General features: G+C 60.3%; 29 protein-coding genes. 11 read left to right on the plus strand and 18 right to left on the minus strand.

The window, feature by feature from the left end:
* Window positions 1–115: 115 nt before the first annotated feature.
* From EN869_RS25600 to EN869_RS25620, 5 genes are all read right to left on the minus strand, one after another.
* The gene (locus EN869_RS25600; protein ID WP_127230037.1) at window positions 116–1,063 is read right to left on the minus strand and encodes a hypothetical protein; all 948 of its coding nucleotides are present in this window, start codon (window positions 1,061–1,063) and stop codon (window positions 116–118) included.
* A 243-nt stretch (window positions 1,064–1,306) separates the two neighbouring features.
* Window positions 1,307–1,567 (minus strand): hypothetical protein, encoded by a 261-nt coding sequence (locus EN869_RS25605; protein ID WP_127230038.1) that lies wholly within the window; start codon window positions 1,565–1,567, stop codon window positions 1,307–1,309.
* Window positions 1,564–1,740 (minus strand): DUF2158 domain-containing protein, encoded by a 177-nt coding sequence (locus EN869_RS25610; protein ID WP_127230039.1) that lies wholly within the window; start codon window positions 1,738–1,740, stop codon window positions 1,564–1,566. The genes EN869_RS25605 and EN869_RS25610 overlap by 4 nt, the downstream gene beginning before the upstream one ends.
* Window positions 1,730–1,927, minus strand: coding sequence for a DUF982 domain-containing protein (locus EN869_RS35685; protein WP_348632212.1), 198 nt, complete (start codon window positions 1,925–1,927; stop codon window positions 1,730–1,732). Before EN869_RS35685 ends, EN869_RS25610 begins: the two co-directional genes overlap by 11 nt.
* Before the next feature lie 245 nt (window positions 1,928–2,172).
* Window positions 2,173–2,682, minus strand: coding sequence for a hypothetical protein (locus tag EN869_RS25620; RefSeq protein WP_127230040.1), 510 nt, complete (start codon window positions 2,680–2,682; stop codon window positions 2,173–2,175).
* 195 nt (window positions 2,683–2,877) lie between these two features.
* Here EN869_RS25620 and EN869_RS25625 point away from each other — a divergent pair, with 195 nt between their 5' ends.
* Genes EN869_RS25625 through dcm form a run of 3 tightly spaced genes read left to right on the plus strand, consistent with a single transcriptional unit; the run spans window position 2,878 to window position 5,666 of the window.
* Window positions 2,878–3,525: a recombinase family protein gene (locus EN869_RS25625; protein WP_127230041.1), complete on the plus strand. Its 648-nt coding sequence runs from the start codon at window positions 2,878–2,880 to the stop codon at window positions 3,523–3,525.
* Window positions 3,479–3,988, plus strand: coding sequence for a DNA mismatch endonuclease Vsr (gene vsr / locus EN869_RS25630; RefSeq protein ID WP_348632213.1), 510 nt, complete (start codon window positions 3,479–3,481; stop codon window positions 3,986–3,988). The genes EN869_RS25625 and vsr overlap by 47 nt, the downstream gene beginning before the upstream one ends.
* 52 nt (window positions 3,989–4,040) lie before the next feature.
* Window positions 4,041–5,666 (plus strand): DNA (cytosine-5-)-methyltransferase, encoded by a 1,626-nt coding sequence (dcm, locus tag EN869_RS25635; protein WP_189342940.1) that lies wholly within the window; start codon window positions 4,041–4,043, stop codon window positions 5,664–5,666.
* A 2-nt stretch (window positions 5,667–5,668) separates the two neighbouring features.
* Here dcm and EN869_RS25640 read toward each other — a convergent pair whose 3' ends face one another.
* From EN869_RS25640 to EN869_RS25655, 4 genes are read right to left on the minus strand one after another with little or no spacing between them, the layout of a single operon-like run.
* Window positions 5,669–6,526, minus strand: a complete 858-nt coding sequence (locus EN869_RS25640) for a DUF3883 domain-containing protein (protein ID WP_127230044.1) — start codon at window positions 6,524–6,526, stop codon at window positions 5,669–5,671.
* Window positions 6,523–8,298: a DEAD/DEAH box helicase gene (locus tag EN869_RS25645; RefSeq protein WP_245514641.1), complete on the minus strand. Its 1,776-nt coding sequence runs from the start codon at window positions 8,296–8,298 to the stop codon at window positions 6,523–6,525. Before EN869_RS25645 ends, EN869_RS25640 begins: the two co-directional genes overlap by 4 nt.
* A 43-nt stretch (window positions 8,299–8,341) precedes the next feature.
* Complete coding sequence (locus EN869_RS25650) at window positions 8,342–9,655, minus strand: hypothetical protein (RefSeq protein ID WP_127230045.1); 1,314 nt, start codon at window positions 9,653–9,655, stop codon at window positions 8,342–8,344.
* A gap of 2 nt (window positions 9,656–9,657) precedes the next feature.
* A complete protein-coding gene (locus EN869_RS25655) occupies window positions 9,658–10,290 on the minus strand; it encodes a hypothetical protein (protein WP_127230046.1) in 633 nt (210 codons plus the stop codon).
* 181 nt (window positions 10,291–10,471) lie between these two features.
* Between EN869_RS25655 and EN869_RS25660 the strand changes: the two genes are divergently transcribed.
* Both EN869_RS25660 and EN869_RS34585 read left to right on the plus strand, forming a co-directional pair.
* The gene (locus EN869_RS25660) at window positions 10,472–11,788 is read left to right on the plus strand and encodes a hypothetical protein (protein WP_127230047.1); all 1,317 of its coding nucleotides are present in this window, start codon (window positions 10,472–10,474) and stop codon (window positions 11,786–11,788) included.
* A gap of 1,074 nt (window positions 11,789–12,862) precedes the next feature.
* On the plus strand, window positions 12,863–13,039 hold the full coding sequence (locus EN869_RS34585; protein ID WP_167509402.1) for a hypothetical protein: 177 nt from the start codon (window positions 12,863–12,865) through the stop codon (window positions 13,037–13,039).
* 100 nt (window positions 13,040–13,139) lie between these two features.
* Here EN869_RS34585 and EN869_RS25670 read toward each other — a convergent pair whose 3' ends face one another.
* The 8 genes from EN869_RS25670 to EN869_RS25705 all read right to left on the minus strand — a co-directional run bounded on the left by EN869_RS25670 (window position 13,140) and on the right by EN869_RS25705 (window position 19,253).
* Window positions 13,140–13,526: a hypothetical protein gene (locus EN869_RS25670; RefSeq protein WP_127230048.1), complete on the minus strand. Its 387-nt coding sequence runs from the start codon at window positions 13,524–13,526 to the stop codon at window positions 13,140–13,142.
* A gap of 3 nt (window positions 13,527–13,529) precedes the next feature.
* On the minus strand, window positions 13,530–14,561 hold the full coding sequence (locus EN869_RS25675) for a ParA family protein (protein ID WP_245514642.1): 1,032 nt from the start codon (window positions 14,559–14,561) through the stop codon (window positions 13,530–13,532).
* A gap of 265 nt (window positions 14,562–14,826) precedes the next feature.
* Window positions 14,827–15,534, minus strand: coding sequence for an NAD(P)H-dependent oxidoreductase (locus EN869_RS25680; protein WP_127230049.1), 708 nt, complete (start codon window positions 15,532–15,534; stop codon window positions 14,827–14,829).
* 26 nt (window positions 15,535–15,560) lie between these two features.
* The gene (locus EN869_RS25685) at window positions 15,561–16,037 is read right to left on the minus strand and encodes a DoxX family protein (RefSeq protein ID WP_127230050.1); all 477 of its coding nucleotides are present in this window, start codon (window positions 16,035–16,037) and stop codon (window positions 15,561–15,563) included.
* Window positions 16,038–16,048: 11 nt separating this feature from the next.
* Window positions 16,049–16,834 (minus strand): DNA-binding domain-containing protein, encoded by a 786-nt coding sequence (locus EN869_RS25690; protein WP_127230051.1) that lies wholly within the window; start codon window positions 16,832–16,834, stop codon window positions 16,049–16,051.
* Window positions 16,821–17,852: a DUF692 domain-containing protein gene (locus EN869_RS25695; protein ID WP_127230052.1), complete on the minus strand. Its 1,032-nt coding sequence runs from the start codon at window positions 17,850–17,852 to the stop codon at window positions 16,821–16,823. The genes EN869_RS25690 and EN869_RS25695 overlap by 14 nt, the downstream gene beginning before the upstream one ends.
* 41 nt (window positions 17,853–17,893) lie before the next feature.
* The gene (locus tag EN869_RS25700) at window positions 17,894–18,163 is read right to left on the minus strand and encodes a DUF2282 domain-containing protein (protein WP_127230053.1); all 270 of its coding nucleotides are present in this window, start codon (window positions 18,161–18,163) and stop codon (window positions 17,894–17,896) included.
* 232 nt (window positions 18,164–18,395) lie between these two features.
* The gene (locus EN869_RS25705) at window positions 18,396–19,253 is read right to left on the minus strand and encodes a hypothetical protein (RefSeq protein WP_127230054.1); all 858 of its coding nucleotides are present in this window, start codon (window positions 19,251–19,253) and stop codon (window positions 18,396–18,398) included.
* Window positions 19,254–19,341: 88 nt separating this feature from the next.
* Here EN869_RS25705 and EN869_RS25710 point away from each other — a divergent pair, with 88 nt between their 5' ends.
* The 6 genes from EN869_RS25710 (at window position 19,342) to EN869_RS25735 (ending at window position 23,785) form a co-directional block, all read left to right on the plus strand.
* Complete coding sequence (locus tag EN869_RS25710) at window positions 19,342–19,725, plus strand: hypothetical protein (RefSeq protein WP_127230055.1); 384 nt, start codon at window positions 19,342–19,344, stop codon at window positions 19,723–19,725.
* Between the two features lie 187 nt (window positions 19,726–19,912).
* Window positions 19,913–20,188 carry a hypothetical protein gene (locus tag EN869_RS25715; RefSeq protein WP_127230056.1) on the plus strand — a complete coding sequence of 92 codons (276 nt, stop codon included), beginning with the start codon at window positions 19,913–19,915 and terminating at the stop codon, window positions 20,186–20,188.
* A gap of 170 nt (window positions 20,189–20,358) precedes the next feature.
* Window positions 20,359–21,273 (plus strand): LysR family transcriptional regulator, encoded by a 915-nt coding sequence (locus tag EN869_RS25720; protein WP_127230057.1) that lies wholly within the window; start codon window positions 20,359–20,361, stop codon window positions 21,271–21,273.
* Window positions 21,274–21,460: 187 nt separating this feature from the next.
* Window positions 21,461–21,961, plus strand: a complete 501-nt coding sequence (locus EN869_RS25725; RefSeq protein WP_127230058.1) for a cupin — start codon at window positions 21,461–21,463, stop codon at window positions 21,959–21,961.
* Window positions 21,962–22,051: 90 nt separating this feature from the next.
* Complete coding sequence (locus EN869_RS25730) at window positions 22,052–23,251, plus strand: MFS transporter (RefSeq protein WP_127230059.1); 1,200 nt, start codon at window positions 22,052–22,054, stop codon at window positions 23,249–23,251.
* 108 nt (window positions 23,252–23,359) lie between these two features.
* Window positions 23,360–23,785, plus strand: coding sequence for a DUF302 domain-containing protein (locus tag EN869_RS25735; protein WP_245489624.1), 426 nt, complete (start codon window positions 23,360–23,362; stop codon window positions 23,783–23,785).
* A gap of 59 nt (window positions 23,786–23,844) precedes the next feature.
* On the opposite strand, the gene EN869_RS25740 is transcribed toward EN869_RS25735, so the two are convergent.
* Window positions 23,845–24,756, minus strand: coding sequence for a LysR family transcriptional regulator (locus EN869_RS25740; RefSeq protein WP_127230061.1), 912 nt, complete (start codon window positions 24,754–24,756; stop codon window positions 23,845–23,847).
* Window positions 24,757–25,006: the final 250 nt, after the last annotated feature.

Genomic DNA, 25,006 nt, shown 5'->3' on the forward strand with positions numbered 1-25,006 from the left:
TCCAGATAGCGCGATACGGCGAGCCCACGACGGTCTTTGTAGGAGGCGACGTGCTGGACATGGAATGACGGCAGCGCGTCGAAGGAGCGATGGCCTCATGCCCCTTCATCTTATTCTATTTCGGCATGGCTTCCTCAGCCGTCGTCAGGAACACGAGTGTCGAAGCTGTCATGTGGAGCATGTAGGCCGCGATGTAACTAGGAACGTTGGTCGGCGTCGTACCTTGCCCATGGCCGCCCATCCTGTTGCGGCCCGTTGGTATACTGCTTTCGAGCAGGGACCTAAGCGAAGTGAGCTGACCTTGCCAGAACGAAGGCACCAGCCCGTTATCATAGAGCACGCCAATGAGGTTCTTTGCCGTATCGTTCGAATTGTAGGTCCAGTGGCGCTTGTCACAGATGGATTTCATCGTGCTCTCAAACGCCTTAAGGCACTCGTTCAGAGCCTCCTTTGTTCTACCGTGGCGGTAGTGATCGTACGCCTTCAGAAATTCCTCATGCGCTCCTTTGTAGCTTTTGGTGTTAAGCAGACGGAGGGCTGGCTTCACAGCTTCAGCGTGGATCAGCTCGGAATCTACGCGAACGATTTCTCCATCGAGGAATTGGTATCCCACACCATGTTCCTTAAGGCGCGCGTTGAGTTCTGTGATGGCTTCGCTAGCCACCCGGTCTGCGTCGCTCCTACCTAAATAGCCGTCTCTGCGAACGAAACCGTTGACTATTTTAAAGCTAATCTCGATGGCATCGATGACCTGCTCGGTATCTTGAGCCTGCAGAATGAAGTTGAGTAGCTGATTGGGGTAATCCCGGTCTGCGTGGGCTGGAGCGGATCCCAACCTGAATACACCATATTCACGGAGGAGGATTTGTACGGCTGCCTCATAACATTCTTGAATATCAGTGTGGTAGTAGTACGTATCGTTGTTTAACTCTCCAATTGTATCTCTCAATATATGCACAATCTGTACCCGCAGGGGCATTGGGATCGTGTCATACTGATAAACATCAGGCATTTCGCCGCGCTGGCGCTTCTGCCGCTTGGAAAAAATATCAAAGATCGTCAAGTTGGTGCGCCACCGTCCAATATTTCGAAATGCTAGCAGCCGTGAGAGGAGTAGCAAGCGGAATGGTTTATCTTGATCGGAACATCCCCGACTCTTTGGCAGCACCCCTTGGGTTATCCTTTAGAGGGAACTCAAGGCGCCCCCTAGCTACCGAAGGACCTTCCGTCAATGTTTCCCTCGCGGCCCTGAAGTTCTCTCAGAGGCCATGAGGAGGCCGGGTACTCAGAAAGGCCCCCGCTTCATTCAGGGTTGGAGGCGCCCAGGAAGGTCGAAGTCCTTGCGCCACCGCCAGTACCTGCCTGACCGGCTCCATACGGCGGCTGGCGTAAGCTCGTTGAACACCTTCAACACTGAGGGGTTAATCGAGGAGTTCCCATTTGCATTTATGCCAGCAAGCTCGTTTCCAAAGGCCTCCATGATGTGGGCAACCGCCACGTCTTGGTAGAGCGTCCCATCATCCTCCAGAGTTTTGAGCATCCACGCGGCAGCTGCTTGGGCCGTCATTTCTTCTTTGGTTCTTCGTAAGCGACCAAAGAGTCGGGATGGAATTGCGCTCTTTCATTCTTGTGGCCAGCGAACCACGATGCATGAAGAGATGTTGCAGTGTTCAACTGGACAACTGTCATCGGCGGTCCGCCAGACTTCAACATCACGATATCACCGACTTTAAATGCCATAGTTCCCTCCCAATGTTTGCGAGGCTAAGGTAATCGGACGCGGTTGTATTGGCAAGCAGAATGGCCAGGAGTCGTATCCGCTGCCGTTTACCCTGAGCATCTTCTCCTCCTTTGCTGCAGCCAGGAACGCCTTCCGAGCCTCCTCGGATGGCGACTCGTCGGCAATGACGGCTATGCAGACGCGCATCGCTCGGTCCACTTAGGGCCGTGCTTGGTCCACCTCAGCAGTTCTTCGCCGGCAGCCTCGGCCGAACTGACTTTCCGGGTGATGCCGATATGCTCGGTCGTCACCGGGCCCACATGAGAGAACCAATGAGTTGCCATTAGGTGATGCTAATGGAGGTCGGGAATGTTTGGTAAAAATCTATGAGCGGGTGATCAGATGACCAGCCCGCGCAAAAGACCCCCCGTACCCGGTTCGGTCTGCGTCGGCTATCCTGCCGGCGTTTGGGGCGGTCTCTTTCCCGAGGGCGCCGGCCTGTCCTCCTTCTCGGCATCGATGACCGTGTAGGTAGCTCCACCCTTGGTCGTCGATTGGGCAAGTTCTTCATACAGATACGTTGCGAACATGGACCCGGCTCCCAGCACCGCCCAGAGGGGCACCCCGACCCCCATCCCGAGGGCTACAATTCCCGCACCCTGACCGCCGAACAATGCTACCCCAACGGCGGCCCCACCAAGTCCGAGGCGCTGAGCCGTGGTTCTGTTATCCCACCCAACGCTCTTCGCTCCCCCTAGTGCCCTCTTGAGCATCGGTCCCACGACTTTGCCCTGCACAGTCGCAGCGATAGCTTGTTTGGCCTTCGTTCGCGCCGGCAAACCCGACTTACGGATTTCGAGGAGCTTCAGCGCCCATGTTCGGAGCGCATCGGTTTGTTCGAGAGTTGCCCCCTTCACGATCTGAACGACAAGCTGTCGCTCCCGGTCTGGTTTCTCGATCATGCGTTCTCCGCTCAGTCGGGCGTTGGTCAGCGCCAACAATCGAACCATCTATCAGCAACGGATCGTCTTTGCACAAGCCAGTTCGCAATGGTGTGCCCTTTCCGAACCGGGTCCGCTCTGGTTCGAGAAACACCCCTTGACCACTCAAAGCGAACCACTTATTACCGAACCAGTCAAAACGAACCGGAGGGCATCATGTCATTCATCCGAGCCTACCTCAGGGCCTCGACCAAGGAGCAGGACGCGGGACGCGCGCGAGGGGACCTTGAAGCGTTTTGCCGGGAGCGGGGGCTGACCATCGCCGCCACCTACGAGGAGAACGAGAGCGGGGCATCGCTGCACCGGCCGGAGCTGTTCCGGCTGCTCAGGGACAGCAAGCCGGGCGACATCTTGCTCACCGAACAGGTCGACCGCCTGAGCCGCCTATCGGACAAGGATTGGGATCAGCTCAAGCGCGAGATCAAGGACCGAGAGGTCAAGGTCGTGGCGCTGGACTTGCCGACCTCGCACATGATGCTGAAGACCGAGGACGCCTTCACCGGCCGGATGTTCGACGCCATCAACGGTATGCTGCTCGACATGCTCGCCGCGATCGCGCGCAAGGACTACGACGACCGACGCCGCAGGCAAGCTCAGGGCATCGCAAACGCGAAGGCCGAGGGACGCATGAAGGGCCGCCCTGAGGACGCAGAGCGGAACGCGGCTATCATTGAGATGCTGAAGAAGGGGCAGAGCTGGAACACGATAGTGAAGGCAACTAGCTGCTCCCGGTCGACGCTTGCGAAGCTGGCGAAGCGTGTGCAGCCGGCCAATCCGAGCAGCACGGAGGCAGTCATTGCCTGATCGCTTGACCTCCGCACAACGAAGCGCCCACATGGCGCGCATCAAGCGTGCCCACACTAAGCCCGAGATGATTGTGCGCCGGCTTTTGCATAGGCTGGGCTACCGCTTCAAGCTCCAATGGAAAGCTGCTCCGGGCCGACCCGACGTTGCCTTTCCAGGCCGACGATCCATCATCTTCGTGCACGGTTGCTTCTGGCACCAGCACGAGGGTTGCAAGCTCGCCCACGTGCCAGCGACGAGACGCCCGTTTTGGGAAGAGAAGTTCGAGCGCAATCGCGCCCGCGACGCTCGAGACCTAGAACGGGCGAGTTCGGACGGCTGGCATAGCCTCGTGGTTTGGGAGTGCGAAACGCGGGACGAGACGAACCTGGCGGAGCGCCTAAGGGCGTTTATTGGGCCGGTGAGGCTGGACCGGGAGTCGGCATCTAGATTGGATCTTGGCCCTTTGGCCCGAAGCAGCTAATCTGGCTGAGTCGGCCGCCCCTCCGACTCGATTCAATAGACGGGAGCTTATGTTGCGCGCGATCGACCTCTATGCAGGGATTGGTGGTTGGAGCTTGGGGCTCCGGTTGGCGGGCGTTGATGTGGTCGCGTCGTATGAGTGGTGGCCAACGGCAGTAGACACCCACAACGGCAATCACGGCGGTGTCATTGAACCCGTAGACGTCAGGACATTGCGGCTCCAAGACCTCCCGAGTGACATTGACCTCGTCGTCGGCAGCCCTCCCTGCACGGAGTTCTCTTATTCGAACCGGGGCGGAGGTGGGAACTTAGATGAAGGTCTGAAGGATGTCGTCAAGTTCCTCGAAATCGTGGAACACCTGAAGCCTCGTTACTGGGTGCTTGAGAACGTCCCGCGCGTGGCACAAGTGCTGTCGCACGGGTTCTCGGAGTCCACCCACCCACTCTACCGCTTTCGTCGGCTCAAGCCACAAATCAAGGTGGTCGACTTCTCTGACTACGGCGCACCCCAATCGCGGCGGCGTTGCATTGCGGGCACCATTCCATTTGAGCTAGTGGAGGCTTACCGGACGAGGCTTGCTCGCCCTACGCTTGGGAATGTGGTCCGGGCGTTGAGCGCCAGAACCAAGATCGTGGACCCCGTGTGGGGCTGCACGCTCCCTCCAGTGCGAGTGACTGAACGGGAGATCGAAGCGCCGCTGAACGCTGAGGAGCTGCGCATGAACCGGGAGTCCAAAATCTATCACCCGGTCTACAACAATATGGCATTTCCGGATGAGCTTGACGCCCCAGCCCGGACGGTCACGGCCACCTGCACACGGGTGTCCCGCGAAAGTATTGTGATAGAACACACCCCCGGAGCCTTCCGCCGCCTCAGCATCCGCGAGCGCGCTTGCCTGCAAGGCTTCCCGATTACGTATCAGTTCTACGCCCGATCTTTCGCGGACAAGGCGAAGATGATCGGCAACGCGATTCCTCCCACCTTCACCTACCTGTTGGCGCAGGCGGCGCTCGGTGTGATGCCCAAGGACTTCCAGTCATTTGGGATGGCGGGAGGCTCATTGTCGTTGCCGACGAGGGCCGCGCCAGTGACCCCACCCACTACGGAGGGTCGCACCTATCCTGTCGGACGCAGCTTCCGCGCCGCGCTCCCGGGACTGAGATTCAAGAGCGGCATGCGGTTCGAACTCGCCAACGCGAGGGGAGGCCAGGCCGCGTGGCGAGTCCGGTTCTTCTTCGGGCCATCGATCAACGTCCGTGAGATCGAGCTGGACGATGAGCTTCTGCGGGAACTCCAAGGCTCACCGTTCATCCAGCGAGTGCAGATGGCGACCGGCGCGCTGTTTGCGGAGACTGAGCAACGCCTGTTCACGACCGCGCCCGAAGCACTTCAACTTGCCTGGAGCCATAGGGCCGGAGGGCTTCGCCCGTTCGACGTGGTCGATCTATTGGGCGACCTAGCGGCGACGGTGCGCTCTTACCTTGCGGGCGCGTCAAAGGACTTACAGCACGCCGCGATCGGTTACGTGCTTGAGGCGGCTGCTGAGGGCGAGATCAGCGACAGCATTCCTGGGTCCCGCAAGCTGGCTGACAATGCACTATCGATCCTCAGCGGGTTGTTGGTCGGGGCCTGGTTCAATTCGTTGCCGTGGCACGGCGAGCGCAAGGCGGTTGCATAGGGCTACGACGCGACTGTGCTGAACAAGGAGGTGAATGTGCGGAAGGGCACGCGGACCTCGCGCCAGTCGCCCGACCCAGCGTCCACGGGCATGTGACCTGCCATCTCAGCCACCCCTATAACAGCGAGTTGCGGACTTGAGGTTCTGAGGTCCCAGAGATGGAAGGCGTGGTTCGCACTAACGAGCGCGTGATCCCACTCTTTGCGTGAGATGTGCATGAACCCGGTGACCCCCACCGTACTAGTTTTGACCTCTATGCACAGCGGCGCTGGGTCGTCCGCCGCCTTGACGGACAGCACATCGTAACCGTCTTGATTACTGTCGAGGGCGACCCATCTCGGTGAAGCCCCAGTTCTTGCTTTCTCATGAGCAATTGTGAGTCTTTCGCCTCTGCGCCCGATCGTCAGCAAGCGATCATCGCGATAGCCTCGCGCCAACGACGCCAGCATGTCCCAGAACTCAACCACATCATCCGATGTACCAGTTGCAACCTCAGCCTCCACGAGTATTTGAGCGATCCCTGGGCCAGCAAAGGCAAGGACACGCGAGCGTCCGTTGATGGCGTTCTGCAGCCACTCCGGCGCTACGATGTCGGCATAGTCCAGGAGGACTTGGCGAAGTGCTAGGCGGTAGTCACTCTGGCCACAGGCTCGCTGACCTGACGGCGTTGGCTGCAGCACTCCCTCCGAATCTACTTCCAGCCAGTTGAGCGTCTGCGACAGCGACAGAGCCTCAGCCGATGGCATGCCGCCAACCCGCTTGAGGCCAGCCAACAGCTCGGAAGCGGTCAGGGCATTCCGTTGTAGCAAGCGCAGCAGGTCCAGCGCAGACGAAGCGAGCCCGGGCGTAAGGGATGTCATGTCTGACTCTCGCCCAGATCGCGCGCTAGTGCCTTCACGTCCTCAAGTTGGAGCCCGGTCACGTACTCCTCCGGGTCCTCTGCGTCGGCATCCGTCGGGTCGATGGGGATGGGGTCTGGGGCCAACGAAGAGTCTTCGAGGGCTGCCGCCATCTGACCGATCTTGAAGCCCAAGCGAGACCGCACCGTCTCATCGACGGTATGCTGGCACTCCACGATCTCGATCACTGTCTTCTGATCAGGGGGAAGGCCAAAGCGGTGGATGCGGTCCTCTGACTGAAGGTAGTGGGCCGCATTGAAGGTTCGATCGAGATAGATGGCGTGGTGGCAGATTCGATGCAGGCTCACGCCTTCGCTCGCGGCGGCGGGGTTGGCCACCATCACGCGCACGTTGTCGTCGTCGTGGAACGCCTTGATCTTGCCTTCGCGCGTGTCATTGTCCTCTTCGCTGCCGGCATCCACTCCCCCGTGGATGAAGACGGCTCCGAGGTCAGCAAGCCGCGAACTCATGTACTCCACGTTCCGCACGAACGAGGACCATATGAGGACCTTGTGCCCCTCGCGTGAGAGTCGGCGGGCGCGTCGCATGACATACTCGAGCTTAGGCCCCTCACCCTCAGCGAGAACTGCCGCCAGAAGATCGCTGTGAGCGAAGCCGATTTGAGACGCGAGCAGAGAGGGATTGGAGACGAACTGAAGAAGGCGGGCAACCGACCGGCCCATTGACCGGAACGCCTGCCGTCCTTGACTGTCAAGAAGGGCTGAAGCCTCCCTGGCGACCTCAAGGCGCATGAGTTGGTACAGCTCCGCTTGGACAGGCGCGAGGGGAAGCTGAACGAACGTTCGAGTCACCGGGGGAAGATTCAGCTCGGCCTTGTTGGTGCGGACGTAGATGGGGCGCATCAAGTCGACAACGGTGTCCTCGCGCGCGGGGACTTCTGGGTAGAGGAACAGGAATTGGGGGAGCAGGTCCCCGACCGCTTGCGGCATCGGGGTTCCACTCAAGATCAGCTTGCCGACCGGCAAATGGGACAGCCCTATGGTCGCCCGAGCACTAGCCGCGCCAACGCCCGCCTTAATCCGGTGGCTCTCGTCAAGGAAGACGAAGGTCCTGTGCTGGGCGATGTGTTGGGCAACGATGTCCGGAAGCCGCATGAGTTGCTGATACGTGAGAAGACTGAAGCGCGGGTCTTCTGACAGTGCCGCCCGAATGCGATCACGACCGCCTCTCAGGCGAACAAAGGATGCTTTGAGGCCGGGCAGACATTCATTGATCTGTTCATCCCACGCCGCGAATGCGTTCTTGGGCGCGACCACCATGAGCCGATCTCCTGGCTCGGCTCGGTGCACGAAATAGGCGAGTGCCTCGGTGGTCTTACCAGCACCGGGCACCGAGAAGGTAGCAGCGGCGGGGAGGGCAGCAATACGACTCACGTTGCGAAGTTGGTATTTTGAGAGAACACGAACGAAGCCGCCAGCATCCAAAGATTTCAAGAGAGCGGTCGGTTCGACGGGATCAGCATCGGGGGCGGTCCTGTACAGCTCCACGGCTCGGCGAGATGCCTGCAGCAACTGTGTGGCAGCTTCGCTTACCCAGAGGCCCTCGTTGGGCCTCAACTCATGGGCTCGCAAGACTTGAAGGAATTGGTCCCGCGCCCCAGCGAATGACCACCACGGCAGCGTTAGGCTCGATGCGTCTTCCTGTATGGCGTCCTGACTGGCATCAAACACCACACGCTTGAGCATCGCCACCCAAGGGGCCTTTGCATCCATGGGTTCCCAAGAAAGATAAGCGCGTCCGTCGCGGCGGCGGTAATCAATTCTTAGCATGTTGTGCCAAGAAGGCTCTGATTTGGGCGATGGACTTCTCGATCTGATCCAGCTGAGACCCAACACCCCCGCGTTTGGACTCAGGCCGTAGACCATCTTTGACTGCCGCTACCAACGCGGTGTTCGCTTTCGCACAGCAGTCGAGCAGGTAGCCGGCCTTGCGAACGTCCTTCTTGAGCTGCCGCTCCGATTCAAGCACATCGGCGATGACGTCTCGGGCGCGAGGGAGCTGCTTTGGGTCCTGAAGGACAGAAGCAAGGGCCGCGTCTCTGGCCGCTGGTGCACTTGGCCGACCGTCCCCAAATAGGTCGTCCAGCCCGTCCTTTGGCACCGTGGCGTCCACTGCGAACTCCGCTGAGAGCCGGTCTCCCACCTTGTCCAAGCTCGCAGCGAGTTCCGGGATAGCCAAATACAGGCGCCCGACCGACGAGGGGTCGTCTATCAAGGCGAAGACCGCCTCTTTGAACATCTCCTGGCGTGCAACGCCCGACAGCTTGACGCGGTTCTGAACAAGCCGGCGGAAGGTGTGCTCTTGGCCGGAAGATACTTCCGACCACATATCCGCCTTCCCTCGCGAGCGCAGGTACTCGTCGGCGTAGTCGCGCATGTCGAACAGTTCCTGAAGTTCGGTGTCCTTCATCTTGTAGAGATGGCAAAGATCAGCGGGCGTCGCCCCGTGCTCCATCTTGGCGAGCATCATGTTGGCTTGGGCGTCCCATGGATAATCTGCCCGGATGTCCTTCTCGATCTGAAGAAGCGCCTCCAAGCGGTCGATGTCCTTCTCCGTCGCGTGCGGCAATACGGCGACATCAATGTATTCATAGTGCCCGTACTTCGAGGCATCGTCGGCCAATAGCTGACGCCAAACCGACAGCCGTCGGTTGCCATTCACGACGAAGCCATCCTGATCCAGCAGAAGTGCCCCAGACTGCCTGTTCGCCGGGTCCGTGAAGTACTTGTCCAGGTCGGACTGCCTACCAAGCTGTAACAGCAGCTCGTGCTGCGCTTCTTGGGCGTCCCACATCTCTGGATCGCCAGTGAATAGGTCCCGCCGGAGGTCCGGATGCCGTGCGAGATGCTCGACTTGGAGCGACGCTGTGCGGCCGTTGCCCAGCCTGTACTTGGGCAAGTCGATGGGAACCCTTATGCGGGGGATGTCTTGCTGGCCACCCTGGAATGCAACCTGAACTGTTGGCAGCCCAGATGCCTTGAGTCTAGCATGGAACTCCTCGAGTCTGGCTGGCTTGGGCCATCCGAACCGGGAGCCCTTGGTCACGTCGGGGAACTTGATGTCGGACATCTCTACTCCAAAGCGATGAGCAAGGTCGGGACGTGATACGCCTTGCGGAAGATTTCAAGCTCGCGTTCAAGCCGGGTCGCTTGAGCGATGTTGTCGCCGATTTGCAGCGCCAGAGGCTGAGAAGGCAGGACGATGACGGCGGCAGTGATTGCATTGTCGAGGTAGAGCGTTTGCAGCTTGATCAGATCGGCGTACATCCGAGCCATGTTGCCGGTTTGCATGCAGAGCCCGATGCCATCCTTCATAGAGGTAATGGTCATGTCGGAGTCTCTCGACACCGGGACTTCACCCGACCAGCCCCGGCCCTTCAGCCCGGTGATAAACTGGTCCCGGATGCGAGGTGCGGTGCCGCGACCGGCCACCACGTCGATTGCAGCAATGACTTGTGTGATTTCAGCTTGGGCGGCCTTCGGGACCCGTTCTGCGCCAGCACAGTGGCTACTTATCGACGAGTGCATTGATCGACCTATGATAAGAGGAGCGGTCGCGGCGAAGCCACGAGCCCTCTGGTTATAGACGTGGGCGCAGCCGATCGTTGCACGACCCAGCCCGATTGCGGCAGGAAGGTCACACGACACATCAATACTTTTGGTGGAAATGCTTGCGTCCTGCCAGAGAAGCAGAAGACGCCCCATTTCAAGTTGCCACCCATGCCGACGCGAAACCTAAGCTGAACCGTTACATCGTGCAATAGGTCGAGCTCCCGTTGGGTAAGCGGAAGCACCTGACTTCGGGCTTGTCGGCCGTGCCTTTGCGCTGTTACAGCCCTGCCTGCCGCCAGATGCGGGGTGGCGAGTTTGGCCGTGTTTGGAAGTGATGGATCAGCGTACTACAGTCGGCGGATCGGAAGACGAGGACGTTGGACGCGACCGCCCATTCAATCCCTACCGTTTTGCCGCCTCGGATAACTCCAAGGGCCTCGTCAAAGAAGCCATAGGGCTCCTCTCGACCTACGAGGACCGCTTCGGCCTAAGGCGCAACAAGAGACGCCCCAGAGATCAAGAGACCTTCAAGCAGACCGTCGATGCTATACTGTCCGACCTCATCCACGGGCAACTGGTCGGCGGATCAGGCATCTTCGTAACCCGTTCCAACCGTATTCTGGGGGCGAAGAGCCGCTATCGGCCTGCGGTGTACAGCAAAGCGTTTCCCGCCATCCTCGACCTCCTGTCGAAGCCAGAGATGGCATACGTGGAGCAAGACGTCGCCCCCGACATTCAGGGCGCATCCCGGTCCACCGTGATCCGACCGGGACAGCGGCTCCTCGACCGCATCGCCGAGCATGCTGTTGATCTCGACGATCTGGATACGCATCAGACCGGGGAGACAATCATTCTGAAGAGGTTGAAAGATCGAGCCAATTTCTGGGATGACGGTGAGCGTCTCGACTACCCGGACGATGGTGCTACCGACCGCTACCGGGAGCAGATGACTGAGATCAACCAGTGGCTCCATGAAGCCGACCTTAGCTTCGACTGGAACGGCATCGCTTTGCCGCACACTCCGATTGCGCTGCGGGACCGAAGACTGCGGCGGGTCTTCACCCAAGGTCGCTTCGATAGCGGTGGCAGGCTCTTCGGTGGGTTCTGGCAGCTACTGCGCAAGGACGAGAGGCAGACCGGCTTGCGCATAAGCGGCGAGAAGGCCGTAGAGCTGGACTACGGTCAGGCTGGCGCTCGTATCCTCTACGGACTGGCGGGGCAGCAGCCGACCTCAGACGACCTCTACCACCTGTGGGGTTACGTGCAGCAGCGTGAGGGGATCAAGCGTGTCATGAGCGCGATGATCTTCGCCGAGAAGCCCCTTGAACGGTTCCCTCAGGAAACACGCAAGCTGTTTCGCCGGGGTGACAAGATCGCCGAGGTGGTCGCGGCCATCGAGCAGAAGCACGAACTGATCAGGGATCGGTTCCATCGTGGACTTGGTCACGACGTTCAGTTCATCGAAAGCCAGATCATGGTGGAGGTATTGCTGATCATGAAGGCAAGTGGGATCACGGCGCTACCGATCCACGACGCCCTGATGGTCCCCGCGTCCGCCGCTGCGACTGCGAGAGAGGTGATGCTGTCGGTCTTCAAGCGAGTGGCGGGTGTCGAAGGAATTGTGACCCAGTCAGAGGCACAGACCCCATGACCGATGAGTCCTCACCCTTGGGAGTATTCCGTACATCAGCTCCCCTCTCTTCTGTCACTATGGAGGTATCTATCCTGTCCATGTCCCCTCTCACTTCTCCATCAGTTGGACCTTCAATGAACCATAGGTGCTCACCCCGCGCTCCCCTAAGAGGGACCCGAGATTGACCGAGAAGCTGATCCGCAGGCGAGAACGCAAAGCTGAGGTCAAAAGCCGGGCGTCGGAGCCCAGCTCGATGTTCACACGCTGCCGAGTGGTCGGGTGCAGCAGACCGGCTCGTGCTGGCACCGGAGACGGCTTGGACACTCGGTTCTGCCGTTCCCATGCTGATCATTACGCGCGCCACGGGAGCCCGTACAAAGCCTCCTATAGCGCACGAGAGATCAACCCGTACCGGGCCGCTGCGCAAGCATGGCTTGAGGCAAACCAGAATGACACCTATGTGGCCAATGCCGTCGACCGAGTGGCCACTCTTCTACGGACCGCAGGGCCTCACGTAGAGGCTTTCCGGTTACGTGGGCTGTCACCGCAGGAGCGCGCAAGGGCCGCCTGGGCGAGGCTCCGGAAGGCCGGCGTCGATCCGCGCCGTGTGGTCGCCGCGTGGCTTGCCGTCGAGATGATCATCAGGGACGACCCGCAGGCCGAGCGCAAAGCCGAGTTCAAGCAGGTGCAGGCAGCCAAGCTCGTCCACAGAATGGCGTCTGGGACGCACAAGCGGTGGGGCGAGGGTCCTACCGCGACCGAGCTGCACGTCTACCCGAGGCCGCGTGGAAGGGTCCTAAGGCACATGGGTGAGGCTCTGGAGCAAGCCGTGGAACTACTTATGCAGCACTGCGCTGCTTCACTGCCACGAGCGGCATCAACTGCGCCTTGATACGCCAAGCGAAGGCGTGAGAAGGTGAGCTGCGGCAAAGGGTACGCATGCGGAAATGCCCCACATACGGAACAGTCCCCTTGCAGGGACAATTCCGCTATCGCATTGAATTTATTTGAATTGACCTGTTCTTGACCTGCCCAGTATCTGGCCGATGGCTCCGTCCACAAAGGAGCGGTGACAGAGGATAGGCAATCGAGATGGAAATTGATTTCTCCACCTTGGCGACAGCGGTAGCTGCGTGGCAGGAGGACTTCATTAGGCACGTGCATGACACGCAAGGCGAGGCGCAGGCCCGCGCCGTCGAGGCGGACCTGAAGGGTGACCCTTGGCTGGCGCTGCAGTGGTATGTGGAGGAAGTGAGGCGGGCCGGATAACCTGTTCTCGCGCTGTTGAAGCAAGGACTCAGCCGAATGGCGCACTCCGATCGGCTGAGTTGTCTGTCAGACTTTGTCGCCGCCAGTTTCTTGGCTGCGCTCAGTCCCCTCGGAATGCGTCTCCCTTTTGTGATCTGGCAGCCGCAATCTCAACTATTCGGTCAATGACGCGGTTCGAGTCCTTCCACTTCATCACGAGCTTGCCTGGATCCATCCCGTAGTCGGCAACGACGTCGCGGAGTTCCTCCAGCGAGAGCTTGGCAAGTTGATCCCGCAGGATAACCTCGCCCTTGCGGATGACTTCCACGGGATCGAGCAATGCCGCTGGCCTACGATTCTTCGGCCGACCATGCGCGGGCTCTGGTCGTTTGTGTCTGGGCTGCTCATTGCCAAACAATTCGTCCAACTTAGCGGCAAATTCGCTGTCGCGCTCCGCTGCATCAGCAACGGCCTTTGCGAAGGCCATGAGCGTTGGGCGCAGTTTCATTGCTTAGCCCTCCAATCTGGCAAGGATTTCCTTGGCGAGGCTCCAATATGCATCAGCCAGACCTCGGTAACCGTACTTCTGTTTCAGCGTACGGCTGTATTGCTGATGTTCCGCCGCCGCTGCAATGTCATTGGCCTGTGCGATAATCGTGTCGAACACTGGTGCGTCCGTCCCCGCACGAAGGTTGCGGAGAACGTTCGCGTGGACAGAGGAATTGGACTGGAACTTCGTCACGACAATGCCCAAGGGCTCAATCGTCTCCGCTATCTCATCAGAAAATTCTTTGACGCGCGTCACGATCTGCGGAATGCCGTAGGTGGATAGAATGTCGGGAATTGTCGGAATGATATAGCCGTGTGAGATGCGCAGTCCATTCAGTGTGATGATGCCCAGATTGGGCGGGCAATCGACGATCACGATGTCATAGTCATCCAACCGAGCCTTGACTGCCCGCCACAAGAGTTCGATGGGGTTCACCGAATAGAATTTTCCACTGGGGGTGGATGCCAGCCTGTCCTGAACATCGATGAGGTCAAGGCTGGAGGGGAGAAGGTCAAGACCGTACGCTCCACTCACGTCCGAGACGTGCTGCTGCAATGCAGAGTCAAAGTCGAACTGCTTGTTATCTGGTTCGAGTGCATCCTTGAACAGCCGGGCGAGCGTGTGCCCAGCATCATTCAGCTCGCGCCACCTCTCCTCGCCAATCAGCATCGTAGTGGCGTTGGTCTGCGGATCGAGGTCGATTACCAAAACCCTCTTGCCAAAACCAGCCGCTAGCGTTTCGGCGACGGCAACTGTGGTGGTCGTCTTTCCAACCCCGCCCTTGAGGTTGATCGTCGAAAATACGTGAGCCATAGGAACCTTTCTCCTTCGCAGCCAAGATCGCACCTGTGACCTGCGAAACACCGGACCCGATGCCAGTACGGCAATGGGCTTTGGGAAGTCGGATATTCTCACCCGCCAATTGGCGACGGCCTGCTTTGACGTATTGGCCATCTCGGCAATCTCGTTGATGCCGACAAGCTCGTCATCCACCACTGAAATCCCTGTGAACGCTGTACACAAACGCCTGTTTACAGCGTTCACAAAGACCTGTCAATCGGGCCGACGATTGGGTGCCCCGAAGTGGTTGCCAGCAGGACACGGGGGTGGTACACAGCACGAGAACGAACGGCGAAATGAAAAAATAAAATCAGATAGTTAGCTGGATATTGAGCGAGTTCAATCCTCTCTCGCAGCACCAGCGCTTCCCTTAGAACTCGCTGACGCTTTTGGGCGGCGAAGACCGGCGCTTATTTGTTCAAGCCGACTTCAGAACATGAGTGTCGTCGAAGTCTGCCAGCTTCGGATATGCGATCGTAGGAGCGTGTGCGAGCCCGAGGACGCGTTCACGGTAACGATCGAGGAAAAGCCGGCGTTCACCGTCGCTGATGCGCGCTGGTGCGTGCACGAGGAACGGCTCGACAACGGTGAAGCCGACGAAATAGAGCATCCCGTGGTTGATCGGGAACAGGATCTCAGAGATCGGGCCGTTCAGTCCTCTGTCGGAATAGATCGGCGGCGGCCCGCCGATCGTGACGGAGCACATCGCGCGCTTTCCTGCGAAGACGCCGCGATCATACCATTTGCCGCCGCCATAGATGCGGCCGCCTGATGCGAAGACCCGATCAACCCAGCCTTTAAGGATTGCCGGCAACCCAAACCACCAGAGCGGAAACTGGAGGATCAGGGCATCGCACCAGAAAAGCTTGTCCATCTCTGCCTGGATGTCGGGAGCAAATCCGTCGCGGACGGCAGCATTCGCCTCCTCAGCCTGCTGGCGATAGTAGTGCGCATCGAGCACGGTCGTGAAGTTGCGGCGGTCCGACACCGGATTGAAGCCCATCGCATAAAGGTCGGAGATAACAACCTCGTGCCCAGCCGCAGCCAGCGCTTGCTCGGCCGCGCGGGTCAGAGCGCCGTTGAAACTGTCGGGCTCAGGGTGAGCATGAACGATGAAGATGCGCACCGTGCGTTCCAACTTGGCCGGAATTCCTATTTCCTGGGTGCCGAAAGGGTTCGCTCGGCGACCTGGTCGAGGGAGAAGACACCGGCGCCGCGCGTCAGAACGAGAAGCAGCAACGAGGCCCACAGCAGGTGCTCCGCCCAGTTTTCCGGATAGACGAAAATCTGGATGACGGAGACGACGCCGAGCAGCATCAGGGCCGCGAGGCGCGAGAACAGCCCGAAGAAGACCAGCACCGAGCCGGTTAGCTCCGCGGTCGTCGCAAGCGGCGCCGCGATCGAAGGGTCGATGAACGGCAGGTTGTATTCGTTGGCGAAGAGCTGCAGCGTCACCGGCCAGGACGCCAGCTTGCTCTGGGCCGATTGCCAGAAGACATGTGCCACCGCCACGCGCGCGGCGAGTTGGACCAGCGAAAAAGGAATGTGTTCGGGCAGCTTGATGATACGCCTGCAGAGGCCGACAAAGCCGGCCGGGTTGGACGAGGATTTCTCCGATATTGCGGTCATGACCGTCTCCGTCAGTTTGAGGGGAAATTCGAGGCGACCCGCACGTCGGTAACGAGCCTGTCGCGGAACAGACGCACAAGGGCCGAAACCAGGTCGAAGGCTGGGTCGAGCGCCAAGGCGCGGCCAGTGGCATGCTCGAGGCCGAAACCGTGCTTCAGCGAATGCCAGAAGGCGAAGCTCGCGCGGTCGAGCAGAAAAAGCCGCACGTAGTTCCCCGATCGCCACAACGCCACGCGTTCGGGGCGCCTTGCCCAGGTGATGTTTTCGTCGACAGCCTTCTCCTGTTGATGCGCCATCCATACCGACAGGATCGACCAGTGCGAGACGATCAGGCGCAGCGAGGGCTGGAGCTGGATATCCGGCGACAGCCCAAGATCGGTGTTGTCATATTCTGCGAGGCTGCGAGACGGCAGCGACGCCGTGTCGAGCGCCTCCGCTATGGCCCATTCGAGACGCGCCGTTTCGGCGACGATCGGCATGTCGGACAGCGTGTCGATCGTTTTCAGGAAGCGTGGAAAGCCGGCGCCATAACGTGCCAGCCGCGACTCCACTGGCGGATGCCGCCGAATGAATTCGCTCGCCGCAAAGCGAAAGAAGCGTTCGTCGACGAGGCGGACGGTCACGGGAAACACCGCCATCAGCGCCGCGGTGAGGGAACTGCGCGTGTTGTTCTGGTAAATCCGCAGGCGCGCCAACGGATCTGCCTTGCCGGCGGTCAGCATATTTGCGGCGACCACCTGCTCCATGGCCAGCACCGACCGCGCCATGGTGGTCTGCAAGTATTCAAGCGGCAGCATGGTATTCCTCCTCGATTGAGACAAGCGCCGCGGACATGCACGGCTTGGCGCACCTGGCAGCGGCAAACGCAGCAAGGACGGGCATGCCGGTCGTCGTTCCGCTTTGGACAGAAAGGATCGGCGTCGCTCGCGTTTTGGTCGTTTGCTCGCGCCGCATGGCTTGCTTGCGGTTGAACATGATCGACGCGGTCAGCATGTCGGCCCACATTGCTTCGCCAAGCAGCACGTCGAGGATGGGAACGTCGGTGTCCCATTCGATCAAGGTTGGGCGCGGGCCAAACCGGTCTACCGCATGCTGATAGAGCGCCCAGACGACGGGAGGCACGCGCGAGCCATGGTCGTCGATGAGCACAGTGTCGGCGCCGACGTGGTTGGTCGCATGGCCGGCAAGGTGGATTTCGCCGATCGCCTCTGCCGGCAGCGCATCTATGAAGGCCTTGGCGTCATATTGCAGATTATGCGCGGAGACCTGGACGTTATTGACGTCGAGCAGCAGGCCGCAGCCGGTCCGCACCACGAGCTCGGCCAGAAACTCGGCCTCGCTCATCGAGGAGTCCGCAAAGGCGACGTAAGCAGACAGATTCTCGATCAGAACCTGCCGATTCAACGTTTCCTGGACGGTCTCGACGTTGCGCGCGACGATCGCCAGCGCTTCTTCGTCATAGCGCAGCGGTAAGAGATCGTTGAGATAGGCGCCGTCAGCGACACTCCAGGCGAGATGCTCGGAAACGAGATCGGGCTGGAAGCGCTCACAGACCATGCGCAGTCGTTCAAGGTGGCCGCGATCCAGGCCTTGCGCGCTGCCCAGCGACAAGCCGACGCCGTGCACGGACAGCGGGTAGATCTGGCGCAGCCTTTCCAGCGCTTCGACGCCAGCGCCGTCACCCATGTAGTTCTCGGCGTGGACCTCGAGCCAGCCTGCGGAAGGGCGCCGCGTGAGCATCTCCGCGATGTGAGGCGAGCGAAGACCGATGCCCGCCGATGCGGGGATTGCAAGAGGTGAAAACATGCTGGACATCGGTCTCCTCCATTCTGGTCTGGTTGGCTCGAGGGAAGTTGCTAGGCTTTCGGCTTGTCGCTGCCGCCCGCGATCTTGGCGCAGCTGCCGGCGGGCACGTAGAGCCAGGAATCCGGCTGGTTGTCGGCGGTCGCGGTGCCTGCGCAGGAATGCGTCGCTGTCTGGCAGTCGTTCTGGCCGGCCTTGACGACGCCGTAGCATTTCTCGAAGGCGAAGCCGGGCTTGGCGGCCGGGCCGCTGTATGCCGCCGTCGTGGCGAGCGTGGTGGCAGCCGCGAGGGCCGATCCGATGAGAGTCTTGGTGTTGATCACAGGCTTGTCTCCTGGTTGGCGTTTCGAGGGAAAGACCGGCCCTAGGCCCGTCTGCAGATCAGTCTCTCCGATCGTGGCGCCGAGCTGAAATGCTGTCTCGGCATGGAATTGATACGCGGCCACTATGTTCAGGAGCTCGGCGCGAAAAAGCCCTCCGGCGGGGACACCGGAGGGCTTGGCACCTGCGTTCGGGAGTATGCGATGCAGGCGCGGCTAGGCGGGAGGGAGACGCCTAGATGTATTGGGCTCCACAGCCGATGGCCGGGCGTTTGTCGGTGCTGAAAAGATCAGTCGCAAGCCAGCCTTCGGCACATTGTCGACCTCTGTCACGCATGTCGGTCAGTTCGCCCCAGTCGATCCAGGGTCTGACGAAGAGTGCAGCCCCTGCTCGGTGTTGAGCGTCGAAGATGGTGTGAACCGGCGCGCATTTGGTCGCGCAATGGGTGGAGGAAAAGCTGCGATCCGGACATAGCGTCGTGAACAGCGAAGGCCTGCCTGCAATGATCAGGCGGTGGCTCGTTTTCGGTGATCGAGCAGACGGCAATTGCGAGATGTCGCCGTCCCCCCAATAGCTATCGCCGTCGATTTCCACAGGCGGGGAGAGGAACGGGACGGTGGCTGCCGCCACGATCGCGTTGATCGACAGCTGCTCACCGGAAAATATCTTCACAGCATCGGTGCGGGCATTGACGGCCAGGACGCCCAGTTTCACCGGGCAGTCTTCGTTACTGATCTGCTCGAGGTCGATCGACTGTTCCAGCATCGATCGCAGCAGGCCCGTTCTATCGATGGCGAACATCGAGGCATGGCTGACGCGCCGCCAGAAGTTGGCGAGTGCCGTGCGTGCGCCGCGCCTGCCGCCGACGCTTAAGCCATAGACGAAGACCGCTGCCTGCATTGCTGCAAAGCCCGTCGCGGTAACGCCGCTCACGCTGCAGTTAGCCTCGTCCAGCAGGCGATCGAGCACACCCCAGACGAAGGCCCCATGCGCGTCATTCGCCAGCATGATGTCGATCGTCCGGCCTTCGACACCAAGATGCGCCACTGGCGTGGCGGCTTCGACTGTTCTCACTGCGGACTGGGCAAGCATGGTTTGGTCTCCATCCCCAAGGTCGCCAGCAAGGGCGATTGGAGAGAGACTGCCGCATCTTCTTGTTCAGCCGAAATGCCAAGGTGGCATGAAGTCCATAGGCAGATTGCATTGGCTGCAGGTCTTGGCGCGCCGCACTGTGAATCCCGATCAAGCCGGTGCCGTGCCGGAGCCGCGCCTGGAAAGGAGATCAATGATGAGAAGACAACTTGCCTGTGTGGCTACGCTTGCAGTTGGTCTTGGTGCGAGCCCCGCTTCAGCCGACCCGTTCAGCGACCTCGCCGCATTGCCGACGTTCTATACGGACGCCACGATGAAGACGATGAAGCCGATGGCTGGTTTCGAAAAGGCCTGGTTCGCCATGCCGAAGCATGACCGGGTCAAGATGACGAAGGCGTGCAATGACCCGGCGATGAGCAAGCCACACGCCCAATTCTGCGCCAACGTGCTTGCTTTGGGCGGAGCCAACTAGCAATGCGTTCGTAAGCACCTATGGGATGCACAGCCGGCATAACCTCGATACGCAGATGGCATTGGCAAGTTGCTAGTCGCTTGTCGCAAGGTCGACGCCAGCAAGGAGGAACATCTAGTTCCGAATTGCTGCCAAATCAATCAAATGGCTGTCAATAAGACGACTAGTAAACAGAGAAGGACTTACGATGAATCTCAAAGCTATGTGCATCGGCGTTTTTGTTCTTTCCGCTTTCGGCGGGGTTGCCTTCGCCGGCGTCCTCGACGAGCCATCGAACATGCAGCCCTTCTTCACCGATTCCGGCATGAAGACGATGAAGTCGAGCGCCGATTTCGAGACGGCATGGAAAGCCACGCCGAAGGCGATGCAGGTTTCGATGATGAAGGAATGCAACGACGCCGCCATGAGCAAGCCGCATGCTCAGTTCTGCGCCCAGCTCTTCGCCCTGGGCCATCACAGCTGACGCTCCTTCGCGTCAACCACGCGACCAGACAAGGGATGGCGGGCCAGGCCCGCCATCGGCGCATGACGAAACGCTATCGACTTTATAGCCCCCGCGCATTGGCGCGATCCCGTCCATTGCGGCAGAGTGCGAGCCTGCAAATGCACCCGTGCAGTTGAGGGACGATACGCATGGACATCCATCACATCCGCTACTTCCTGGCCGTCTGCGAGACCCGGAATTTCACGCGCGCGGGCGAAAAGTGCAACATTACCCAACCGGCGCTGTCGCGCGCGATCCAGCAGCTTGAAGATGAGGTTGGCGGCTTGCTGTTTCGCCGCGAGCGGAACCTGACGCACCTCACGGATCTGGGCGCATTGCTGCGTCCCCGGTTCCAGCAGATCCTCGACGAGGTGACCGGCGTGCGTCAGGAAGCGTCAAGGTTCCTCTGCCTCGAGAATGCAAATCTCAAGGTTGGAGTGATGTGCACAATCGGTCCGCGGCGATTTACCGGTCTGTTGACGGAGTTCAACAGGCGCCAGCAAGGCATCCAGCTGCAGCTGGTGGAGGGCGTTCCGGCCTCCCTTTCGCAACTGCTGGAAGCCGGTGAGATCGATGTCGCCATCATGGCGTCCAGCAACAGTTTCCCGGAGCGGTTCGATGTCACGCCGCTCTATCGCGAACGGTTCGTGCTTGCCTTTCCCAACGGCCATCGGCTGGCCCGCAACGACAATGTTGCCATCTCGGAACTCGACGGCGAGAACTATCTCAGACGCCTGAATTGCGAGTATCGGGATTACCTCGCCGGCCTCTGCAACGAACGTGGCGTGAAGCTCAGGATCTCCTACGCCAGCGAACGCGAAGACTGGATTCAAAACATGGTCTCGGGCGGGCTGGGAATCTGCTTCATCCCGGAATTCAGCGCTGTCATCCCGGGATTGCAGATCAGGCCAGTCGTCGATCCTGAAGTTTGGCGCGAAGTCTCGCTCGTTGTGGTGGCCGGACGCCGCTTCTCGCCGGCGACATCGACCTTCGTGAACAGCGTCAAGGCGCACAGCTGGCCGGAAAGCGGTATCGACCTGTCGGCCAGGAAGAGCGCTGCTTAGCATTTCGAAGTGGAGCCGAACGCTGCGATAAATGTCGTAGCGGGATAGCCGCGCTGGCGCCGTCGTCCACCATAGTTTTCAGGTATCGAATTAAGAGCCAGTCAGCATTTCTCTTTCCTCGAGGCTACCGTCACTCTCCTCCTATGCCCCGCTTCCGCGATTGGGCACCGACAAAGGAGAAATAGACATGGCTTCCAAGACTATTGCATTGCGGGTGCCGCTGAAGCTGGCGCTGACCCTCGGACTTCTCACCGCGACCGCCGCGTTTTCGGTGGCCCCGGTTTTCGCCGGCGACTGCCCTGCCGGCCAGGCCGCCACGACCGACATCCAGGAACATCCCAGCAAGCCCGTCGGCGTCACGGACACGGTTCTTTCGGCGATCGACCTCAGCCCGAAGGGCGAAGCTTGGAAGGGCAACATGCTGCGCCTTCGCAAACTCGTCGTTCAGCCAGGCGGCGTGGTGCCGTGGCATGAGCACACGGCTCGCCCCGCCAACATTATCATCGTCGAAGGCTCCATCACCGAATACGCCAGCACCTGCAAGGTCGGCATCGAACATCCGGCCGGCGACGTGACCGCCGAGTTCGGCCAGCTCGCCCACTGGTGGAAGAACAACGGCAAGGTCCCGGCGGTGCTCTACTCAGCCGACGTTCTGCCGCCGGCGATGCACAACGATCACATGATGTGAGCCGCTCGTCGCGGCCAGCGGATCCTAGCAGCATCAACCAACAGCGCGTCCTCGGGCGATCGCCTGAGGACGCATGGCCAGGAGCTTGTGATGACGACCAGTGAACATACCGAATTGATGGGGCTCCGCAGGGTGGCCGCGGACAGCTGGCGCTTCGGCCTGATCGCGTTGATTGCGTTCCTGACGCTCGTCGACCTGTTCGCCACCCAGGCCATCCTGCCTTCGCTGGTGGTGAAATTCGGCGTCAGCCGCGCCACCATGGGCTTCGCCGTCAACGCCAGCACCTTCGGCATGGCGGTGGCCGGGATCGCCGTCGCTCTCTTTGGGCGCGGCATCGATCGCCGCAACGGCATCTGGATCAGCCTGGCCATCCTGGCGATCCCGACGACGCTGCTTTCGCAGACGGACAATATAGTGGTCTTCGCCGTGTTGCGCGTAGCGCAAGGCCTTTGCATGTCGACCGCGTTCACGCTCACCATGGCCTACCTGGCGGAGCATTTTTCCGCCCGGCAGACCACGAGCGCGCTCGCGGCGTATGTGACTGGCAATGTTGCCAGCAACTTTTTCGGCCGGTTGATGTCGGCCGCTGTCGCCGACATGTTCGGCATCTCCACCAACTTCCTGACCTTCGCCGCGCTTAATCTGCTCGGCGCCGCTCTTGTCTGGTTCACACTGCAGAAGACCTCGGCAATGATGCACGACGCGGAGGGCCTGCCTGCCCGCTCGGCTTGGAAAGTTCCGCTGCAAAATGTCGAGCTGCGGGCCTGTTTTGCGATCGGCTTCCTGATCCTCTTCGTCTTTATCGGCACGTTCACCTATGTGAATTTTCAGCTTGTCGCGGTGCCGTTGTCGCTGACCCCGATGGCCCTTGGCGTCGTCTATTTCGTCTTCCTACCCTCGATGCTGACCACTCCGCTCGCCGGGCGCGTGGCCTCGGGCCTCGGTCCGAGAATGGGGGTCGGCGCAACGCTTGGGCTGGCGATCGTCGGCTTGCTCCTGCTGCTCGCACCCAGCCTTCCCATCGTCCTCGCCGGAATGGCGCTGGTTGCCAGCGGCACTTTCCTGGCCCAGGCGATAGCCACCGGACATGTCAGCCGGGCCGCCTCGCGCGACCGAGCTGCTGCGAGCGGCATCTATCTCGCGTCCTACTATGCGGGCGGGCTCGCCGGCAGCTTCCTCATCGGACAGATCTACGATCGGGTCGGCTGGACGGCCTGCGTGGCCGCACTGGTCGCGGTTCTCGCGGTAGCGATCGCGGCAGCCCGAACGCTGAGGACGCCAGCCGCGTGACCGTTTGCGCCAGCAAGATCACCCCAAGAAACTCAATCCATTGCCAACCCAGCAACCAAGGAGAATGCGATGACAGCCTACCTGAAAACCCTGATCACCGGAGCCGCCATGTTGATGACGGTCATCCTTCCTGCCGCCGCCTCGGACGGCGTCGTCACGGTGAAGAGCGACTACTCGGTCGCCGAGACCGTCGCCCGCATCAAGAAGGACGTCCTTAAGAAGGGCCTCATGTTCTTTGGCGTGATCGACCAGGCGAAGCTCGGCAACAAGGCCGGCAACGACGTCCGGCCGTCGCGGCTCGTCATGTTCGGCAATCCGGCGCTCGGCACGACGTTCATCACCTCAAATCCCGAGGCCGGCCTGGACTGGCCGGTGCGCGTGCTGGTTTACCAAACCGGAAATGGCACGGTTTACGCCGCCTATAGCGACTTCGATTGGATTGCGAAGCGGCACGGCATCACCGACCGGCAGGCACAGTTCAAGATGGCGACAGAGGTGATCCAGTCCGTCACGTCGTCAGTCAGGAAGAATTGATCGGCGCGAAACGCAGAAATGCTTAGGCTCTCTGAGCCTGTCAGCCTCGCACGGACAGATCATTCGGCGGCGGACAATGCCTTTGCCCGCTCGCCGAACCATTTCTTCTGCGTTGCTTCGCGGACCAGCGCGCCAACCGCGGGCGAATGCCTGCGGCCGCGTACCGTGACCAGATTGACGTCACGCCAGAATTCCGGCTCCGTGATCGGCAGGGGCACCACGCCAGGATGCTTGACGGTATGCTCCGGCATGAAGCCAAAGCCAAGCCCGGCGGCGATCATCGCCAATGTCCAGTCGTCGCGATCACTCCAGTAAACCGGACTGACCGTGACGCCTTGCTCAGCAAGGATAGCATCCGCGTAGCCAGCGAACTCGCAATTGTTGCGGTGGATGTAGCTTTCGTTGCTCATGTCCTTCACCCGCACCATGCGCTGGTTGGCAAGGCGATGGGTCAGGTGAACGGCCATCACCATCTGCTCCTGGAAAAGCGGCAGGGAGTGCACTTCTTCGTCGGGAACGTCTGAGGGCAACGCATAGATGGCAGCCTCGAGCTCGCCCTCGAGCAGCCTTTTCCTGAGGCTCACCGCGTCCGCATCGCAAAGATGCAACTCAACGCCAGGATGGTGCGCGCGCACGGCTGCTATGAGCTCGATAATCTCGTCCGGAGCGATGGTGCTCATGATGCCGACCTTGAGCGGCATCTTCTTCAGGGTCACATATTGCTCGGCGATCTGTTTTGCCTGGCGAGAATTTTCGAAGACTCCCTCGAGATAGGTCTCGACCATGCGGCCGAGCTCGGTGAGGTGAGTGAAACGCCGCTCTCGGTGGAAAAGCGGCCCGCCGAATTCATCTTCCAGAAGCTTGATGGCGCGCGACAACGCCGGCTGCGTGACATTGCACTGCTCGGCTGCCCTCGTGAAATTCAGCTCCTTGGCGACGGCCAAGAAGTATCGGACCTGGCTGATCTCCACTGCACGCTCCCCTCACTGGACGCGCATACGGCACCGCCCGCGTTGCGGCGCGATCTTACTAGCTGCCCTTACGTCAAACAACCCGACCGGTCGATCGACATCCGGGGCCTGAAGCGAACGATCTGACCGTCAGCTATCGAATCCATGTCTCAACGGCATTTCCGCAGCTTGCGCCGGTTCGCCATACTTAATCGTCAGATCCGAAGCCGGCCCGCGCGCCATCGCTCGTAAGCGGCGCAATCAGAAGGAC

The sequence above is a fragment of the Mesorhizobium sp. M2D.F.Ca.ET.226.01.1.1 genome, assembly GCF_004022705.2.
Taxonomy (GTDB): Bacteria; Pseudomonadota; Alphaproteobacteria; order Rhizobiales; family Rhizobiaceae; genus Mesorhizobium.

Coding starts and splice junctions, on each gene's coding strand:
- EN869_RS25690 (WP_127230051.1), bottom strand. CDS start 16,834: ATGCTGCCGCTTGAATACTTGCAGACCACCATGGCGCGGTCGGTGCTG.
- EN869_RS25610 (WP_127230039.1), bottom strand. CDS start 1,740: ATGGCATTTAAAGTCGGTGATATCGTGATGTTGAAGTCTGGCGGACCG.
- EN869_RS25730 (WP_127230059.1), top strand. CDS start 22,052: ATGACGACCAGTGAACATACCGAATTGATGGGGCTCCGCAGGGTGGCC.
- EN869_RS25725 (WP_127230058.1), top strand. CDS start 21,461: ATGGCTTCCAAGACTATTGCATTGCGGGTGCCGCTGAAGCTGGCGCTG.
- EN869_RS25715 (WP_127230056.1), top strand. CDS start 19,913: ATGAATCTCAAAGCTATGTGCATCGGCGTTTTTGTTCTTTCCGCTTTC.
- EN869_RS25705 (WP_127230054.1), bottom strand. CDS start 19,253: ATGCTTGCCCAGTCCGCAGTGAGAACAGTCGAAGCCGCCACGCCAGTG.
- EN869_RS25625 (WP_127230041.1), top strand. CDS start 2,878: ATGTCATTCATCCGAGCCTACCTCAGGGCCTCGACCAAGGAGCAGGAC.
- EN869_RS25655 (WP_127230046.1), bottom strand. CDS start 10,290: ATGGGGCGTCTTCTGCTTCTCTGGCAGGACGCAAGCATTTCCACCAAA.
- EN869_RS25735 (WP_245489624.1), top strand. CDS start 23,360: ATGTTGATGACGGTCATCCTTCCTGCCGCCGCCTCGGACGGCGTCGTC.
- EN869_RS25620 (WP_127230040.1), bottom strand. CDS start 2,682: ATGATCGAGAAACCAGACCGGGAGCGACAGCTTGTCGTTCAGATCGTG.
- EN869_RS25685 (WP_127230050.1), bottom strand. CDS start 16,037: ATGACCGCAATATCGGAGAAATCCTCGTCCAACCCGGCCGGCTTTGTC.
- EN869_RS25670 (WP_127230048.1), bottom strand. CDS start 13,526: ATGAAACTGCGCCCAACGCTCATGGCCTTCGCAAAGGCCGTTGCTGAT.
- EN869_RS25605 (WP_127230038.1), bottom strand. CDS start 1,567: ATGACGGCCCAAGCAGCTGCCGCGTGGATGCTCAAAACTCTGGAGGAT.
- EN869_RS25650 (WP_127230045.1), bottom strand. CDS start 9,655: ATGTCCGACATCAAGTTCCCCGACGTGACCAAGGGCTCCCGGTTCGGA.
- EN869_RS34585 (WP_167509402.1), top strand. CDS start 12,863: ATGGAAATTGATTTCTCCACCTTGGCGACAGCGGTAGCTGCGTGGCAG.
- EN869_RS25720 (WP_127230057.1), top strand. CDS start 20,359: ATGGACATCCATCACATCCGCTACTTCCTGGCCGTCTGCGAGACCCGG.
- EN869_RS35685 (WP_348632212.1), bottom strand. CDS start 1,927: ATGCGCGTCTGCATAGCCGTCATTGCCGACGAGTCGCCATCCGAGGAG.
- EN869_RS25710 (WP_127230055.1), top strand. CDS start 19,342: ATGAAGTCCATAGGCAGATTGCATTGGCTGCAGGTCTTGGCGCGCCGC.
- EN869_RS25640 (WP_127230044.1), bottom strand. CDS start 6,526: ATGACATCCCTTACGCCCGGGCTCGCTTCGTCTGCGCTGGACCTGCTG.
- EN869_RS25695 (WP_127230052.1), bottom strand. CDS start 17,852: ATGTCCAGCATGTTTTCACCTCTTGCAATCCCCGCATCGGCGGGCATC.
- EN869_RS25660 (WP_127230047.1), top strand. CDS start 10,472: ATGGATCAGCGTACTACAGTCGGCGGATCGGAAGACGAGGACGTTGGA.
- EN869_RS25645 (WP_245514641.1), bottom strand. CDS start 8,298: ATGGATGCAAAGGCCCCTTGGGTGGCGATGCTCAAGCGTGTGGTGTTT.